This is a genomic window from Flavobacterium sp. FlaQc-49, assembly GCF_044005985.1.
Classification (GTDB): domain Bacteria; phylum Bacteroidota; class Bacteroidia; order Flavobacteriales; family Flavobacteriaceae; genus Flavobacterium; species Flavobacterium cupriresistens.
In genome coordinates, this window is record NZ_JBIPCS010000006.1 from 231,615 (window position 1) to 249,000 (window position 17,386).

The 17,386-nt window shown below is 33.1% G+C and carries 6 protein-coding genes; all 6 read left to right on the plus strand.

Annotated features, from left to right (window positions below; all coding sequences use genetic code 11):
• The first annotated feature begins 27 nt into the window (after positions 1–27).
• Entirely contained in the window at positions 28–4,242 is a 4,215-nt protein-coding gene (locus ACHRV3_RS14425) for a MupA/Atu3671 family FMN-dependent luciferase-like monooxygenase (RefSeq protein ID WP_395435094.1), read from the plus strand.
• Between the two features lie 63 nt (positions 4,243–4,305).
• Positions 4,306–7,962: a beta-ketoacyl synthase N-terminal-like domain-containing protein gene (locus ACHRV3_RS14430; protein WP_395435093.1), complete on the plus strand. Its 3,657-nt coding sequence runs from the start codon at positions 4,306–4,308 to the stop codon at positions 7,960–7,962.
• Positions 7,963–8,113: 151 nt separating this feature from the next.
• Complete coding sequence (locus ACHRV3_RS14435; protein ID WP_395435092.1) at positions 8,114–10,375, plus strand: outer membrane beta-barrel protein; 2,262 nt, start codon at positions 8,114–8,116, stop codon at positions 10,373–10,375.
• 54 nt (positions 10,376–10,429) lie between these two features.
• Positions 10,430–11,155, plus strand: coding sequence for a thioesterase II family protein (locus tag ACHRV3_RS14440; RefSeq protein ID WP_395435091.1), 726 nt, complete (start codon positions 10,430–10,432; stop codon positions 11,153–11,155).
• Positions 11,156–11,181: 26 nt separating this feature from the next.
• Positions 11,182–12,819 carry a cyclic peptide export ABC transporter gene (locus tag ACHRV3_RS14445; protein WP_047773439.1) on the plus strand — a complete coding sequence of 546 codons (1,638 nt, stop codon included), beginning with the start codon at positions 11,182–11,184 and terminating at the stop codon, positions 12,817–12,819.
• 106 nt (positions 12,820–12,925) lie between these two features.
• Positions 12,926–17,371: an amino acid adenylation domain-containing protein gene (locus ACHRV3_RS14450; protein ID WP_395435090.1), complete on the plus strand. Its 4,446-nt coding sequence runs from the start codon at positions 12,926–12,928 to the stop codon at positions 17,369–17,371.
• Positions 17,372–17,386 lie beyond the last annotated feature (15 nt).

Genomic DNA, 17,386 nt, shown 5'->3' on the forward strand with positions numbered 1-17,386 from the left:
TTAACAACTTAAATTATATAATAAAAAATGGAAAAAAGTAAAATGGAAGATGTATATCCGATGACAGATATACAAAAGGGAATGGTATTACTATCAATAATGAATGATAAGCAAACGATATATCATGATCAGTTTGTATTTCACATACCAAAAATCAACCCTGATGTTTTTTCGAAAGCAATTTCGTTAATGGTACAAAAGCACTCTATCTTAAGAACAGCTTTCGATTTAGATAATTACAGTGACGAAGTACAAATAGTTTATAGTGAAATTGTAGAGGATGTTACTTTTGAAGATATAACATCAAAAGACGCTAAAGACCAGGAGATTTTCATTAAGGACTTTATGAAGAATGAGCTTAAAAGACCTTTTGAATTCAAAAAGGCCCCTTTGTGGCGCATTAATGTTTTTAATATTAACGAGAACAATAGTATCTATATATTCCAATTTCACCACGCTATTTTAGATGGATGGAGTTTGGCTTCTTTTAATGCTGAATTATTCACATTATATTTTCAACTGGAAGTAGACATCAACCACAAACCTCAAATGCTAAAAACTACTTTTAAAGATGCAGTAGTTGAAGAAATAGCTGAAAAAACGAATATAAACACAATTAATTACTGGAAAGAGAAATTAAAAGAATATAAAAGGTTAGATATTTTTTCAAAATCTGAGGAAGTTATTTTTGATGTTATTCGAAGAGAATTTGATCAAAAAATGGTTGAAAGAATTAAAGTAAGATCATTAAAAGATGGACTTACTTATATAAATGTTTTATTTGGAGCCTATGTTTATGCATTGAGTATGCTGACAATAGAAGAAGATTTTGTTGTAGGGTTAATATCGAATAACAGACCGGTTAAGGAAGATGGAGAAAAGATTTTGGGATGTTTTTTAAATTCGATACCGGTAAAAATGGATTTTAAAGACTTTAAAGGAGCTACTTGGTTAGAGTACCTTAAAGGGATTGAGGCTCAGATAACCGAATTAAAAACAAAAGGAAGATCCACATTATATGAAATCTCTAAAATAACAGGAGAACGAGTAGGAACCGAAAACCCATTTTTTGATGTTATTTTCAACTATATAGATTTCCATGTATATGGAGAAATGTCCGTTCCGGAATCTAGAATTAATGAGTTTGATCAAAACGGAAGTCTTAAATTAAAATCATATGAAGCCACCAATACATTTTTAGATTTAAATGTAATTGAATCAACAGACAAGTTGTTGATTTTTGAATACAGGTTGATGAAAAAGATTAAGTCCGGAATTACATTAGATAAAATTCATCAGTTTGTTGAACAGCTTGTAGATTGTTATTTGAACTCCCCTTCAGACAAGATAGATAGCAACAGTATTTTGCCTTTGGAAGAAAAGGAAAAATTAATAAATGACTTTAATAAAACAGATAAGAAAATTGATTTCTCTTTATCGGTTATTGATTTATTTGTAGAACAGCTTAATAAGAATGCTGAAAAAGAAGCCTTAATTATCAATGATAAAGTGTATTCATATAAAGAGTTAGATGTTATTTCTAATCAATTTGCTAATTATTTAAATGAAGGCAATAAAATAAATAAGGATGATTTAGTTGGAATTAAATTACATAGAAGTGAATGGTTAGTTATAACCATTTTGGCGGTTTGGAAATCAGGAGGAGCATATGTACCAATTGACCCTACTTATCCGGAAAACCGTATCGCCTATATGGAGGAAAATAGTAACTGCAAAATCATTATCGATTCTAAAATGCTTGAGCAATTTATTATTGAAAAAGAGAAATATGCTACTAAATACGACATACAGTCTATAGATGAAAATAGTCTGGCCTATATGATTTACACTTCTGGTTCAACAGGTGAACCTAAAGGGGTAATGATTGAACATACAGCCCTTACAAATTTTATATTAGGGATGAATGACGCTCTGGAAATAAATGAATCAGATCATTTACTTGCGGTAACATCAATATCATTTGATATCTCAATATTAGAATTGTTCTGGACTTTGTGTAATGGTATAAAGACTACAATTAAGCAGGATAATTTAGATTTTTATGATTTTGATAATCTTCTTCAGAATGATAAAAAAATGGACTTTAGTTTGTTCTATTTTGCAAGTCAAGATGCTGATGGAGATGATAAATATAAACTCCTTATGGATTCTGCTCGATTTGGAGATGAAAATGATTTTAGTGCGATTTGGATTCCGGAAAGACATTTTCATGAGTTTGGAGGGATATTCCCAAATCCGTCCCTATTAGGTGCTTCTATAGCAACGATCACAAAAAATATTAAAATACATTCCGGAAGTGTGGTCTTACCTCTTCATGATACCATCAGAGTTGCTGAAGAATGGTCGGTTGTTGATAATTTATCGAAAGGTAGAGTCGCATTATCAATAGCTTCAGGTTGGCATGCAGATGATTTTGTGTTTAAACCTGAAAATTATACAAACCGTCATTCAATTATGTTTGACCAAATAGAGGAGCTTAAAGACTTATGGAAAGGGAGTTCTGTTAAAAGAATTAATGGGGTAGGAAATGAAGTTGAATTAAATATTTATCCTAAACCAATTCAAAAAGAAATTCCAATCTGGATTACTTCTTCAGGAAGTGTAGAAACTTTTAAAAATGCAGGTAAAATTGGAGCTAATCTGTTAACACATCTCTTGGGGCAAGATATCAAAGTTTTGGAAAAAAACATAAAAGCCTATAAAGAAGAATTGGTGAATAATGGACATGATGTAGAAAAAGCCAAAATTACAGTAATGCTTCATGCCTATGTGGGCAATGACATGGATAGTATAAAGGAAATAGTGAAAGAACCTTTTAAAAACTATTTAAGATCAAGCGTAGGATTGCTAAAAAATCTTTTAAACGGATTAGTAGTTGAAGAAACTACTATTGAAGAAAAAGAATTAGAAGACTTATTAGAAATGGTTTTTGAAAGATATTGGAATACTTCTGCTCTTTTTGGTACAAAAGAAAATTGTAGAAAAATACTTAATAGCCTTCATAATATAGGCGTTACAGAAATAGGTTGTTTAATCGATTTTGGAATAGAAAATGAAAAGGTAATGGAAGGATTGACTCATTTAACGGAGTTGAAAAATGAATTTAATTCAAAAGGAAATACTTCTAAAGATCAAGGTATAACATCCATGCAAATAACGCCTTCTTATTTAAGCGCTTTAATAGAGGATAAAGAATCTCACAAATTTTTGAAATCGATTAAGAATTTGATTGTTGGAGGAGAGTTTTTCTCAGAGAAATTAAAGAAGAAAGCACTTGAACTGACTGATGCAACTATTTATAACATGTATGGTCCTACAGAGACAACTATTTGGTCAACTTTCTGTAAAGTAGAATCTGAAAAAGAGAACAGCATAGGTAAACCAATAGCTAACACCCGTATTTATATATTGAATAAGGAAAGAAAGTTATGTCCTATCAATGTTAAAGGAGAATTATATATTGGAGGTAAAGGGCTTTCAAGAGGATATTATAATCAAGAAACAACTACTACGGAAAAATTTATAGATTCTCCTTTTGATAAAGGTGAAAAAATATATAATACCGGCGACTTAGCAAGATGGTTACCAGACGGAACGATTGAGTTTTTTGGCAGAGAAGATGGACAAGTTAAGATAAGAGGTCATCGTATAGAATTAGGAGAAATCGAATATCAACTTGCGAAGAAATCAGATATTGATGAAGTTGCCGTAATTGACAGAGAATTAAATGACGGTAATAAAGAACTGATTGCTTATGTTACTTCAAAAAGCGAACAGAATAGTTCAGAATTGCGAAATTTTTTAATGAAAAGTTTACCTGCAATTATGGTACCTGCTTATTTCGTGCAAATAGATAAGATGCCACTAACATCTAATGGTAAAATAAATAAGAAATCTCTTTTGAATATTGACCAGTCTGAATTGACATCGAAGATAGATTACTTAGCACCAAGAGACAATACTGAGAAAGAATTAGTTGAAATCTGGGAAGAAATTCTGAACAGAACTCCAATTGGGGTGAAAGATAATTTCTTTGAAATTGGTGGTAGTTCTCTAAATGTTGTGAGGCTTAGACGTCTTTTGAAGAAAAAAATGAATGTTTCGATAAGTATTATTGATTTGTTTAAATATAATACAATTGAAGACCTTTCTTATGCTATAAATCAAGAGTTGAATGAATCAGAAGAGGTTGAAGAAAATGTAGATGTCTTAAAGTTTTAATCTAAAAATAGAGACATAAGTTTTATATAGAATCATACAAAACACCTAAAAAGTTTACATATAATGAACAAATCAATAGCTGTTATAGGAATTTCATTTGAATTGCCGGGAATTAAAAACTGGTCTGAATTATCCCAATCATTAAAAAATAAAGAAACAAGTATTGGAGCTTTGTCTTCGGAAAGACTACAAGATATTCACAATCAATTTGGTCCTGTAGAGATGGGGATTGGAAGTTTCTTGAAACGAATAGACCTGTTCGACAACGAGTATTTCAATGTAACAGAAAGAGAGGCAACAAAAATGTTTCCAGAGCATAGATTTTTCATGTCGTATGCCCTCAGAGCATTTTATGATGCCGGATATACAGAAAATGATATTAAACAATCAAATACTGGAATCTTTTTCTCTACAGCAAGTTCACAGTATACAAACTTTTTAGGTGGGCAGTATGATTTTTTTGATGCGCTTCCGGGCATTGAAGCAACGCGCCTGGCAAATTTCTTGGATCTAAGGGGACCAGTTGTATCTGTAAATACAACCTGCTCTTCTTCTTTGGTTTCAATACACAATGCATGCTCAGCTTTAAAACAGGAAGAATGCAACATGGCCATAGTTGGAGGTGTAAAATTAGGTGCTATATCAAAAGAAAGGGCTGAAAATTTTGTCGTAATATCAAATAAAGGCGAATGTAGGCCATTTGATAAGGACGCTGACGGGATGCTAAATGGAGAAGGAATTATTTTTATGGTTTTAAAGCGGTTGGAAGATGCTGAAAAAGATAAAGATACAATTTATGCCACGATAGAAGGTAGTGCTATTAATCATGGAGGAGCAAGAATATCGAGTCTTACGGCTCCTAGTGTAGAGGCACAAAAAGATGTTATTATAAAAGCATGGGAAAATGCAAACATAAATCCTGAGGATATAAAATTTATTGAAGCTCATGGTACGGGAACCATATTGGGTGACCCGATAGAATTTAGTGGAATTAATGAAGCATTTACTGAAAAAGAAATAGTAAAATCTAATTGTAAAATAAGCTCAATTAAAGCTCAAATAGGACATTTAGATACGATGTCAGGTATGGCTGGTTTGTTAAGATTAATTGTTGCATTGAATAGCAAGATTATCCCTGCACAAGCAAATTTTACAACACCAAATGAACATATAGATGAAGAGGATAGTGTAATTAAAGTACAAAGAGAATCTGAATATTGGGAATCTAACAACGGAAAAAGAATAGGAGGAGTTAGCAGCTATGGACTAACAGGTACCAATATACATATGGTATTGTCTCATCAAGAAAAGAATCCACTCCCAGTTTCTAATTCCCAAATTAATTTCATACAACTAAGCGAGAATACAAAACCGAGATTAGAGGATCTAAAAAGGTATATAGTAGAGCATCTTGAAAATAATAAAGAGGTTAATCTATCAAGTTTTAGTACTAAAATAAACGGAATATATAAGAATGCTAAATATAAAACGGCATTAACCTTTTCTAATACTGCAGAGCTTATAGCTAAACTTAATAGTCCGGAAGAAAGTACTGTAACATCAAAAAGTACTTATATGTTACTGGATTTAGAGCTCATTTCTTATGATATTGAAACAGTAAACGAAATTCTTGAGGAAAATATACTTATAAAATCATCTTGGGATAAGTATGTTGGGAAGCAGCATTTACCTGAAACTTTGCAGGAGAGTAAAACGATAAGCGTTTTATTTCAATACGTTTTATACAAGTATTTATTAGCTGTTTTAGAAAATAATGTTCGCGTGATAAGTAAAAAGGGCGATGGAATTATCCAAAAAATGTTAAACAATGAATTATCTCCTCAAGCAATAATTGAAAATCCAAATTTAATAAAGGAGAATGAGAATGATTTCAATTATGCAGGATTCAATGAATATATTTCTAAGAATCATGGAGAAGAAAAAGTGATAATTATTAATTTCTGTAAAGAGGATCATTTTTTAAAATTTGAAAATAAGAAAGAGGTAGAATATATAAATGGAAGATTAAATAAAAAAGATCGATTTGTCTTGTATGAGAGTGCGTTAAGAGCAGATAAAAACCCGTTAAAGACTAAAAACCCATCTGTGTTTTTGCACGATTTTCATTTGCCAATTTATAAAACGAAAAGATTTTGGCCTAAAAATACAATGCCAGTAATTAGTGCTGAAAAAGATGCAATTGAGAAAAAAGAATTAGTAGAGAAACAGAAAAAAACGAATCAATACAGTCTTTTAGAACTACAAAGTAAGATAAAGGCAATATGGAAAACTATTTTGGAAATAGAAGATGAAATAAATGAAAATGATGATTTCTTCAATTTAGGAGGTGACTCTTTGACCGGACTGGATATGTTAGCAGAACTGGAAAAAGAATTCAAGAAAGCTTATATTAATTACGAGGAAATATTTAGTTTTTCAACTGTAAAAAAGATTGCAGAAGTACTATTTGAAAGAATGAATGAACTAGTGGTTCTTGAAAAAAGCGATGAAAAGAAGTTTATAAAACCTCAAAAAATAAGACAGGAAGAATATGACTCTTTGATCAATGAGATACAAAAGGGCGAAATGCCTAAAAAAATTGACTGTAAAAATGTTTTAGTTACCGGAGCTACAGGACAGGTGGGGTCATATTTAACCAAAGAGCTATTAGAAACTACTGATTTTAACATAATATGTTTAGTCAGAGGGGCAGATATTAAACAAGCGAATGACAGATTTTGGAAGGTATTCGAAAAGAATTTCAATATAAACAACCATGGAAGAATCAAGGTCGTAGTTGGTGACCTAAGTCAAAAAGATTTGATGCTTAATGCAGAAGGAATCTCTTTATTAAAAGAATTAGATGCAGTATACCACGTAGCGGGAACCCCTTCTTTTGTTGGAAAGCCAAATCTCGAAGAACATATAAATTACGTAGGTACAAAAAACATCTTTGATTGGTCGGTTTCAAATAGTGTAAAATACTTTAATTATGTTTCTACAATTGGAATAGTTGGAAAATCAATGCCTGAAGAAATAAAAGCATTTTATGAAACGGATCTAAACTTAGGGCAAGATACGACTCATTTTATTCATATGGGCTCTAAACTGATGGCTGAAGGATATATCAGAAATAATGAAAGTTCAATTAAGACAAACGTCTTTCGTCTTTCGAATGTAGGAGGAGACTATGTCAATGGTGTTTTACAGGGAGATATGAATAAAAACCTCATGTATTTAAAATTACTGACACTTTCTAAAATTGCAAGTTACTCTGATGAATTTTTGAAAGCAGAAGCCAACATAAAATTGATTCCTGTAGACGTTTTGGCTCGTGTTATTTGCCAACTTTCCCTTGTTGAAAATCAAATTCTGGATACTTTTCATTTAAATTATGAGAATGAATTCACTATAGAAAATGTAATTAACGCTTTCGAAACAAACAAAGTATATTTTACAAAATTAGATGACGAAACGTTTAGAGATTATATCGAAGAAACTAAAAAAGATTCCAAAGATTTTACTATCGGACATAATAAATACGGAGCATACGACAAAAACGAAAATGACTTTGTTGTTTTTTCGGCAGCAACGAGGGAATACCTTAACAAACTGCAGTTAACAATACAATACGACAGAGAAAAGTATCTCGGGAATATCATAAAAGAAGGTATGAAAAATCAATTCTTCACTTTCGAAGAGAATTTAATTATAGAATAATACAACTGCATAAACATTGTAAATAAAAATGAAACAAAAAGATTTATTAAAAATATTGATAATTAAACTATTATTAATTTCAACGCTAGTTAGTGCTCAGTCAATTAATACCATAACGGGAAAGGTCGTAAATTCTAAAAATGAATTGTTAATGGGAAATGCCGTCGCATTAGCTGTTAAAGACTCAAGTTTTATCAAAGGAGTTAGTTTTTTTGACGAGCCTTTTGTATTGTCAGATTTAAATCATGATGAAGTTTTAATAAAGCTTACTTCACTAAAATTTAAGGATACCATCTTTCATGTAAAATACGGTGCGAATTCAAAAATTGATTTGGGTAAAATCATGATTCGCAGTGCGACTGTTGATCTGGATGAAGTAAGAGTGGTTTCAAAAGCTCCTTTATTTAGGAATAAATCAAATGGGACAGTAGAAGTAAATGTCGCCAATACTATTTTGGCAACAAGTACCTCAGTAAACGAAATTCTTTCGAGATCGCCTAATGTTATTGTCGCTGAAAATGGAGTATCTGTTTTTGGAAAAGGGGAAGCCATTATTTATCTGAACGGGGTACAAATAACCGGTGAACGATTGGCTGCTATTTCTGCCGCTCAAATAAAGAAAATAGAAATTATATCTAATCCTTCTTCAAAATACGATGCCGAAGGTAAAGCAGTTATCAATGTCATTACGGTAGCCAATTTTGAGGAGGGATACAAAGGTTCAGTCAATCAGTATTATACCGTATCGGATTTTTCTTCTCCAAGTTCAAACACGAATCTGAATCTGAATTACAAAAAAAATAAATTATCCTTAGTGGGAGCTTATGGTTTGTTGCTTGGAGAAACCAGAGAAGTTTTACATACAAGCAGAGAAAGACCGAAAGAAATAGACAATTTTAAATCAAAATTAGAGACAGATTGGGAAAGAGAATATAAAAATTTCTCGAACTATACGCTTGGAGGACAATATGATTTTAATGAAAAACAATATGTCTCGGTTGAGTACAGCGGATATTCAAACAGTTTGGGCGGAACTACCAAAAGCCAAAACGGTATCACTTCTAATACAACAGACGGTAATTTTAAAAGTAAAATTGATAATGACGTTATGACCGTTAACAATTCTATTTCTGCCAATTACAATGCAAAAATAGACAGTTTGGGAACTTCGTTTTTTGCCGGGATGCAATACTCTCTTTTTGATTCTGAAACAGACGATTTTATTAATGAAAATAACATCCTGAACGGTCAGCAATCCTATAGAAGCTTAAACAATAAAATAAACCATAAAATTAATGTCTTTAGTACTCAAGTTGACTATACAAAAGCATTTAACACTAAGAGTAAATTGGACTTCGGAGCAAAATTCAGTAACGTAGGAAACAAATCTGTTTCGGATTTTTATGTTTCTGAAAACGGTGATCCCTTTGCTCCTGACGATGAACTATCAAATGATTTTAAATACGAAGAGATAATTACAGCTGCTTACGTAAATTTTAGCGGAGAAATTAATGAAAAAACAAATTACGGTGCCGGATTAAGAAGTGAGTACACTAAATATGATTTGAATACCATTATCCAAAAAGAGGAAGATTATGTGTACCTGTTTCCAAGTGCCTATTTGAACATGAAAGTGTCCGATAAAGTACAATTAAGAGCCTCTTACTCTTCCAGAATAACAAGACCAAGATATCAGGCATTAAATCCCTCGATTATTTATCAGGACGCTTTTACAACCATTGAAGGGAATCCATATTTAAAACCCGAGAGAACGCATTCGTTTGAAATGTCGGCTTCAGTAAGTAAATATAATTTTAAAGCAGGGTACAACTATACCGTAAATCCAATTTCAGCAGTAGCATTAGAAGGACGTAACCCTAATTCATATGTGTTACAAACGGTAAACCTATCTACGCTTAATTCCTATTTTGCATCCGTTTCTATTCCCTACAGTAATGATTGGTGGACCTCTATGAATACAGTCAATGTAAGCTATGACAAGCTAGCATCCGATAATGTCGTTTTTAGTTTAAAAGAGAGTAAACCGCTCTATTATTTTTATTCCAGTAATCAATTTGATATTAAAAAAGTACTTAAAATACAGTTATTAGGCTGGTATTTAGGAGATAAAAACGATGGTCTCTATTACCGAAAAAATCGTTCTGTTATTACTTTGGGCGTAGAAAAAAATTTCCTCAATCAAGCTTTAAAAGTAAAACTGATGGCCAACGATATTTTTCATAAAGATAAATCGGCTGGAAATTACGAGGTGGGTAAAACTGTTGTAGAATTTGACAGAACGTTTAATACAGACTATTACAGACTAATATTAACCTACAATTTTGGGAAGTTGAAAAAGGTTAATTACGATAACACTTCGTCAGGAGAAGCTGAGAGTGACAGAGCCAGATAATTTTAATTTTTAGAAACAAGGAAGCTGTTTCCTTAAACTATATAAAATAACGATATGCAATTATTTTTACTCCATTTTGCCGGAGGAAATTGTTACTCCTATGATTTTTTGAAAAGAAAATTAAAGGACAAAGAGATCAGCGTTTACGCCTTAGAACTCCCTGGCAGGGGTAAAAGATATAATGAGGATCTGTTATTAAATAAAAAAGAAGCGATACAGGATTACGTAAAGCAAATAAAAAAATTAAGAAATAACGAGCCTTACATCATTTACGGACACAGTATGGGAGCCACATTGGGATTCTCAGTCGTAAAAGAAATGGAACAGGAAAATGATGCTCCATTACAATTTGTGGCCACCGGTAATGCCGGACCGGGATTAAAAGTATTTGATGAAGAGGGAGTCGAAATAAAAAGAGACCGCTACAGCTTGCCGGATGACGAATTTAAATCGGTGCTTAGAGAATTGGGCGGCATTCCTGAGGAAGTACTGGAAAACAAAGAGTTGTTCGATTTCTTTGGCCCTATTATCAGAGCAGACTTTCAAGTGTTGGAAAAAGGTGGATTTATAGAGCAAAACATTAAAATAGATTGCCCGATACATGCCATAATGGGGGATAGCGAAAAAAAGGCTCATCTCATTGACAATTGGAAAAATTATACGAATGCCGACTTTAAAAGTCAAGTATTACCGGGAAACCATTTTTTTATACACGAGTATCCCGAAGAAATAGCAAGCGTACTATTAAAATGTGTCAATAGTGAGCAGTTAAAAATGTAATAATTAAGATTAAAACAACTTTAAAAATGTTAAAATTAAAACCTAAAGAAATAGTTTATCTTCTACTGTATGCCATTCCAAATACCGTTTTAAGCTTTGGTATAGTCTATATTATTAATAACATATTGGCTGGAAATGAGCGTTTCCTTAAAAATTATATGGGAATCGTTTTTGTCTCCATAATAGTCTACAGTTATTTATTGAATGTTATTTTTCAAAAAAAACTCAATAAATTTTCCTTTAAACTGCTTTATGACAACGAAAAACATATTTTTTCGCAGATACTAAAAGCACCGTTGCAAAGGCTTGAAAAACTGGGTTCCCAGCGTTTTTTTACGGCAGTAGAAGATTTGCGTACTTTTTCGTTTCTGCCTTATACGGTAACCCATACGGTAAATTCGTTATTAATGCTGGTGTTGTGTTTGGTGTATATGTTTACGCTCTCCACACTTTCTGCCTTAATTGTGATCGCCCTTATTGTGCTGGTTGCCGGATGCTATTTTATGGTCATGAAATCCATGTCAAAACAAGTAGCACAATTAAGAGGGTATAATGAGAATTATTACAAATTTGTAGACGATGTAATGAAAGGATTTAAAGAATTAAAACTAAGTTTTTTCAGAAGAGAAAGTCTTATGAATAATTTTCTGATTCCAAACAGAAACCAATCTATGGACTTGGATTTTAAAATTAATTATATCTTTTTGTCCATCAATCTGATAAGCCAATACGGATTGTATTTTGTTGTAGCCGTAATTCTGTTTATACTTCCGGAAATGGGACTGCTGTCAAGAGCAGACGTGATTTCTTATGTGGTGATTATATTATTTATATCCGGGCCAATCAATAACATCATCAACTTGCAACAAATGTATACCCGATTTATGGTAGCCAACGCAAGAATAAAAAAGTTTATTAATGATTTTGAAATTGTGGATGATACCTACAATTCCAATTCCAAGGAAAAACAGGACTTTCAATCGTTAAGTTTTAAAGACATTACATTTTCGTACCATAATGAAAATGAAGAATCGGCATCCTTTACTTCAGGACCAATCAATTTTGACATACAACAAGGCGAAACCATATTTATAGTAGGAGGTAACGGATCCGGTAAAAGTACTTTTATCAATTTGCTTACCGGTTTATACAAGCCAACAGGAGGATCTATGTTAATGAATGGAGAAGAGAAAGCAGACGTTACCGAAATAACACAAAGTTTAATTTCGGCCGTATTTACAGACAATCACCTGTTCTCTCATAACTATGATGATTACCAGCTTGAAAACAATGAGGAATATGCCGCATTGCTAAAAACGATGCAACTAAACGGAGTTGTTGAAAACGACAAAGAAGAATCCGCCAGAAGAAGATTCTCTAAAGGGCAAAGTAAACGTATGTCGTTAATCTTTGCTTTACTGGAGAAAAAACCGGTATTGGTACTTGACGAATGGGCTGCGGATCAGGATCCTCATTTTAGAAAATATTTCTACGAACAATTAATCCCCAAACTTAAAGAAGAAGGAAAAACAATAATAGCGGTGACACACGACGATGCTTATTTTCATCTTGCAGACCGAATTGTAAAATTTGATTACGGAAAAATTGTCAGAGATTTAAAAACAACTACAAAAGAAGAACTAACCGAAAATCTTTGGGTGTAACCCTTTTTTGTTTAAATGCCCGGGCCGATAAGGCATTTTTAGAGTCTTCAAAGCAACGAAGATGACAGGGGATTTGATTCTTATAATTGTTTTAAAACTAAAAAAAATGAAACTCACACTTCCACAACAAGATGTTTATTTTGAACAACTAATGTATCCTGAAGATCCTATTTACAACATAGGAGCAAAAATAATAATTAAGGGAGAAATAGTTTTCGAAGTATTAAATAAGGCTTATATAGCGCTCATCAATCAGCATGATACCTATAGAAGTATTCTGAATCTATTGGATACGGAGGTAAGAATAGAGACTATTGAGGACTATGTTATGGCATTAGAATTTGTTGATTTCTCCTCTAAAGTAAATGCAGCTGCTGAGGCCAACGAATTTATGCAGAATACGTTTGAAATTCCATTTCAATTAAATGAAAAAAAAGTACTGCATAAATTTATTCTGGTAAAAGTAAATGATACGCTTCACTATTTATTCTCAGTGTACCACCATATCATAACAGATGGATGGGGAACCTCCTTAATGTTTCAAAGATTGGTAAAAAACTATAATGAACTTTCAAGATTCGGAAAAGTAGTGACAGAATATCCTTTTACGTACAAGGATTTCATAAAAGACGACAGTGCGTATGCTATATCCGAAGATTACGAAGGAGATAAGTTGTATTGGAAAGAAAAATTCGAAAAGCTTCCCGAAAGACTATTTGAAAAAATCGACCAAAACAACAAACCAAATCGAAGCAAAAGACAAGAAATAACAATCAAACGGGCGGTTTACAACCAATTGGAACAAGTTGGTAAAGATTTGGGAGCTACAACATTTCATGTAATTTTAGGCGTATTGTACCTTTATTTTGGCAGAAAACACCAGAATAAAGATTTTGCAATAGGGCTTCCGGTTTTAAACAGAGGAAAATCGATATTCAAAAAAACAGTGGGATTATTCATGGGCGTATCGCCATTGCGAATTCAATTTGATTTTGGAGATAATTTCGGAGATCTGGTAAAAAACATCAAGCAACAACTGCGACAAGACTATCGTCATCAGCGATTCCCATTAGGAAAACTGATAAAAGAGCTGGAGTTATTTCAGGAAAAAGACCGACTTTTTAATATCACTTTATCTTACGAAAAACAAAATTATGCAGATCATTTTGCCAATTCGGAGACCACAGTAGTACCCTTGTCACACCAGTCAGAGCGTGTTGCTTTGGCCATTTACATTCGGGAATTTGATGAATCGGAAGATGTTAAAATTGACTTTGATTATAATGTCAATTATTTTAGTGCATCCGATAGTTTGAAAATGGTAACGCATTTTGAAACCTTGCTTTCCGCTGTAATTGCCAATCCGGTTGAATCACTTTCAAAATTCCAATACCTGACCGCATCAGAAAGAAAAGAAGTCGTAGAAGATTTCAATAAAACAGAATTTAGTTATCCGAGCGAGGCTACTTTTTTAACTCTTTTTAGTGAACAGGTAAGCAAAAATCCGAACAAAATTGCACTGGTAGACGAGCAAAGAACGTATACGTATAGGGAGCTGGATGCGCTATCCAATCAAATAGCAGTTTATTTGCAGCGAATAAACAAGGAACAAAATACTGCCCCAATTGCAGTTTTAATGGATCGTTCGGCCAATCTTGTGGCGACCTTATTAGGGATATTAAAGTCGGGCAGTGCTTATATTCCATTAGACCCCTCTTTTCCAAAAGAACGTTTGGAATACATTATTGAACACAGTGGCGTACAACAAATTATAGCAACCCAAAATCTAAAACACAATCTGGACCTAAAGGACAGTATTATAGATATTGAAGTTATTATAAAAGAAGAAATTAAGTTAGAACAAACGGAACAAAAAGAAATAGCAGCTGTGTCTACAGCCTATATCATCTATACTTCGGGATCTACAGGCAAACCTAAGGGAGTAGCCATAAGCCACAAAGCATTATTGAACTTTCTAATCAGTATACAACACAAACCTAAAGTAGAAGAGCAGGATTATTTATTTTCAGTAACCACACAATCGTTTGATATCTCTATACTTGAATTTTTTGTACCGTTAATTTCAGGAGCTAAACTATACATCGCTAGTCCGGAACTTTTAGCAGATCCATTGGCTATTGTTGTAAAGTTGGCAGAACTAAAACCGACAATAATTCAGGCGACTCCAAGCTTTTATCAAATGCTTTACAATGCAGGTTGGAAAGGAGATAAAACGCTCAAAATTTTATGCGGAGGCGATCTGTTAAGCGAAACATTAGCCGAAAAGCTAATTACAACCACTGCTGAAGTATGGAACATGTACGGCCCGACAGAAACAACAATTTGGTCCAGCTGTAAAAAAGTAACTCAGGCAAATGAAGCCTCAAATATTGGGAAACCCATTCACAACACCGAATTGTATATACTCGACGATTGTATGCAATTGTTGCCTGTTGGTAGTGTGGGAACGATTTATATTGGTGGTGACGGATTAGCACAGGGGTATTTTAAAAATGAAGAGTTGACCAATGAAAAATTCATTCAAAATACCTTTAAGGAAAACGAAAGAATGTACAATACGGGAGATTTAGGAAAATGGAACGAAAAAGGGGAAATAGAATTCCTGGGACGCAACGATAATCAGGTCAAAATAAGAGGATATCGCATAGAACTTGGAGACATAGAAACGAAGTTAAATCAAATAGAAAATATTAAAGAAGCCGTAGTAATTGCCAGGCAAAGTGCCGGACAGGAAGCCGTATTAATTGCCTATGTAATTGTGCAAACCGGAACCTTTAATACGGTTGAGATTATCAACACATTGAGAGAAGAATTACCGGAATATATGATTCCACATGCACTATTTTCTTTAGACGAATTTCCGTTAACTCCCAATAAAAAAGTCGATAGAAAAGCGCTGTCACAGGTAAAAATTACCACAGAAAAAGCAGCACTTTCTTATGAAAAACCAACAACAGAAATAGAAATTAAGCTCTGTTCGTATTACCGTGAAGTATTGGGGACAGCTGCAGAAATTGGTATTACCGATAATTTTTTCCAGCTTGGTGGTCACTCCCTGAATGCAGTGAAATTAATAAACAGTATAAACGAAAAACTGCAGTACAGAATAACTTTAAAAGACATTTTTGACTATCCTACCGTACAAAAATTAGCAAAGTATCTCGAGCAAAAAGAAACCGTACAAGCGATCGCGATTCTACCGGTAGCAGAACGTTTGCATTATGCAATTACGTCTTCTCAATACAACATATGGCTGGCATCACAACTAAAAGAAAAATCGATATCCTATAATATGTCGGCCGTATTCAAAGTACAAGGTCAAATTAAAAAAACGGTTTTAGAACAAGTGTTTTTGGAATTGCTAAAAAAACATGAAATCATAAGAACAAATTTTATTGAGATAGAAGGAATTCCCAATCAAAAAATTGCTGCTGCGGAACAAACACAGGTAATAGTTGATGAATTTTTCTATGAAGAAAAAGAGCGAACAAAGTCCATACAGGAGTACGTAAACAAAGCCTTTGATTTAGAAAAGGAAACACTGTTGAGAGTAGCATTATTTCATCAGAAAAACGGGGATTCTTATTTGGTATTTTGTACCCATCATATCATTATGGACGGTTGGTCTTTAGAAATTTTAGTAAAGGAGTTTGTTAGTCAATACAAACAAATAGAACAGCAGAATAACATAGAGGTTCACAAATTAAAGTTTCAATTTAAGGATTATGTTGTATGGCATCAGGAGCAACAAAGAAGTGCTAATGAGACCAATTTAAAATTCTGGAAAACATACCTCGAAGGATATACCTGGAAAAACAGTATTCCTTTTGATGCAGATGATTATGAAGAGAAACATACAGGAACAGATCATGATTTTGTATTTGACTCTCTTACATTTTCGGAATTAAACGAATTCACACAACAGCAAAATATATCGCTTCACACCCTTTTGGTCGGTACATTTAGTTTGCTCCTGCATAAAATGTATGGAGAAGAAGATTTTTGCATCGGAACGGTTAATTCCGGAAGAACCCATTCCGAACTGCACAATCAACTTGGAATGTTTGCGAAAACGTTGCCTCTAAGGAATCGTATAAATTCAGAAAACAGTCTTAGTGAACTACTAAAAGAAACGCACCAAAATCTGTTACAGATTGATGAACACCAGGATCTTCCCGAAGTCCTACAGAATAAATTGCGATTAGATGTACTGTTGGTATTGCAAAACCCTTCGTTCAGCTACAAAAACATTGCGATCAATGAAAAGTTGCAGCTGGAAATAGCGCCTATGAGTACTTCCTACAGCAGACTTCCTATGTTGATCAACTTTGTCGTAAACGAGGGAAATGTAGCAGGAACAATAAGTTACAATACCACAAAGTACGAAGCAGCTACAATTGAACTAATACTACTAAAATACGAAAAACTACTTCGTGAAATTGTAGAAAACGCCAATCAATCTTTAAAAACAATAGACATAGAATTAGCTATTGAAAAAGAAAGAACAATAGACATAGGATTCAATTTTTAACTGAAATAAATAGAA

Bases quoted from the DNA above. Each gene is read 5' to 3' on its own strand.
- ACHRV3_RS14435 (WP_395435092.1), top strand. From the start codon at position 8,114: ATGGGAAATGCCGTCGCATTAGCTGTTAAAGACTCAAGTTTTATCAAA.
- ACHRV3_RS14425 (WP_395435094.1), top strand. From the start codon at position 28: ATGGAAAAAAGTAAAATGGAAGATGTATATCCGATGACAGATATACAA.
- ACHRV3_RS14445 (WP_047773439.1), top strand. From the start codon at position 11,182: ATGTTAAAATTAAAACCTAAAGAAATAGTTTATCTTCTACTGTATGCC.
- ACHRV3_RS14430 (WP_395435093.1), top strand. From the start codon at position 4,306: ATGAACAAATCAATAGCTGTTATAGGAATTTCATTTGAATTGCCGGGA.
- ACHRV3_RS14440 (WP_395435091.1), top strand. From the start codon at position 10,430: ATGCAATTATTTTTACTCCATTTTGCCGGAGGAAATTGTTACTCCTAT.
- ACHRV3_RS14450 (WP_395435090.1), top strand. From the start codon at position 12,926: ATGAAACTCACACTTCCACAACAAGATGTTTATTTTGAACAACTAATG.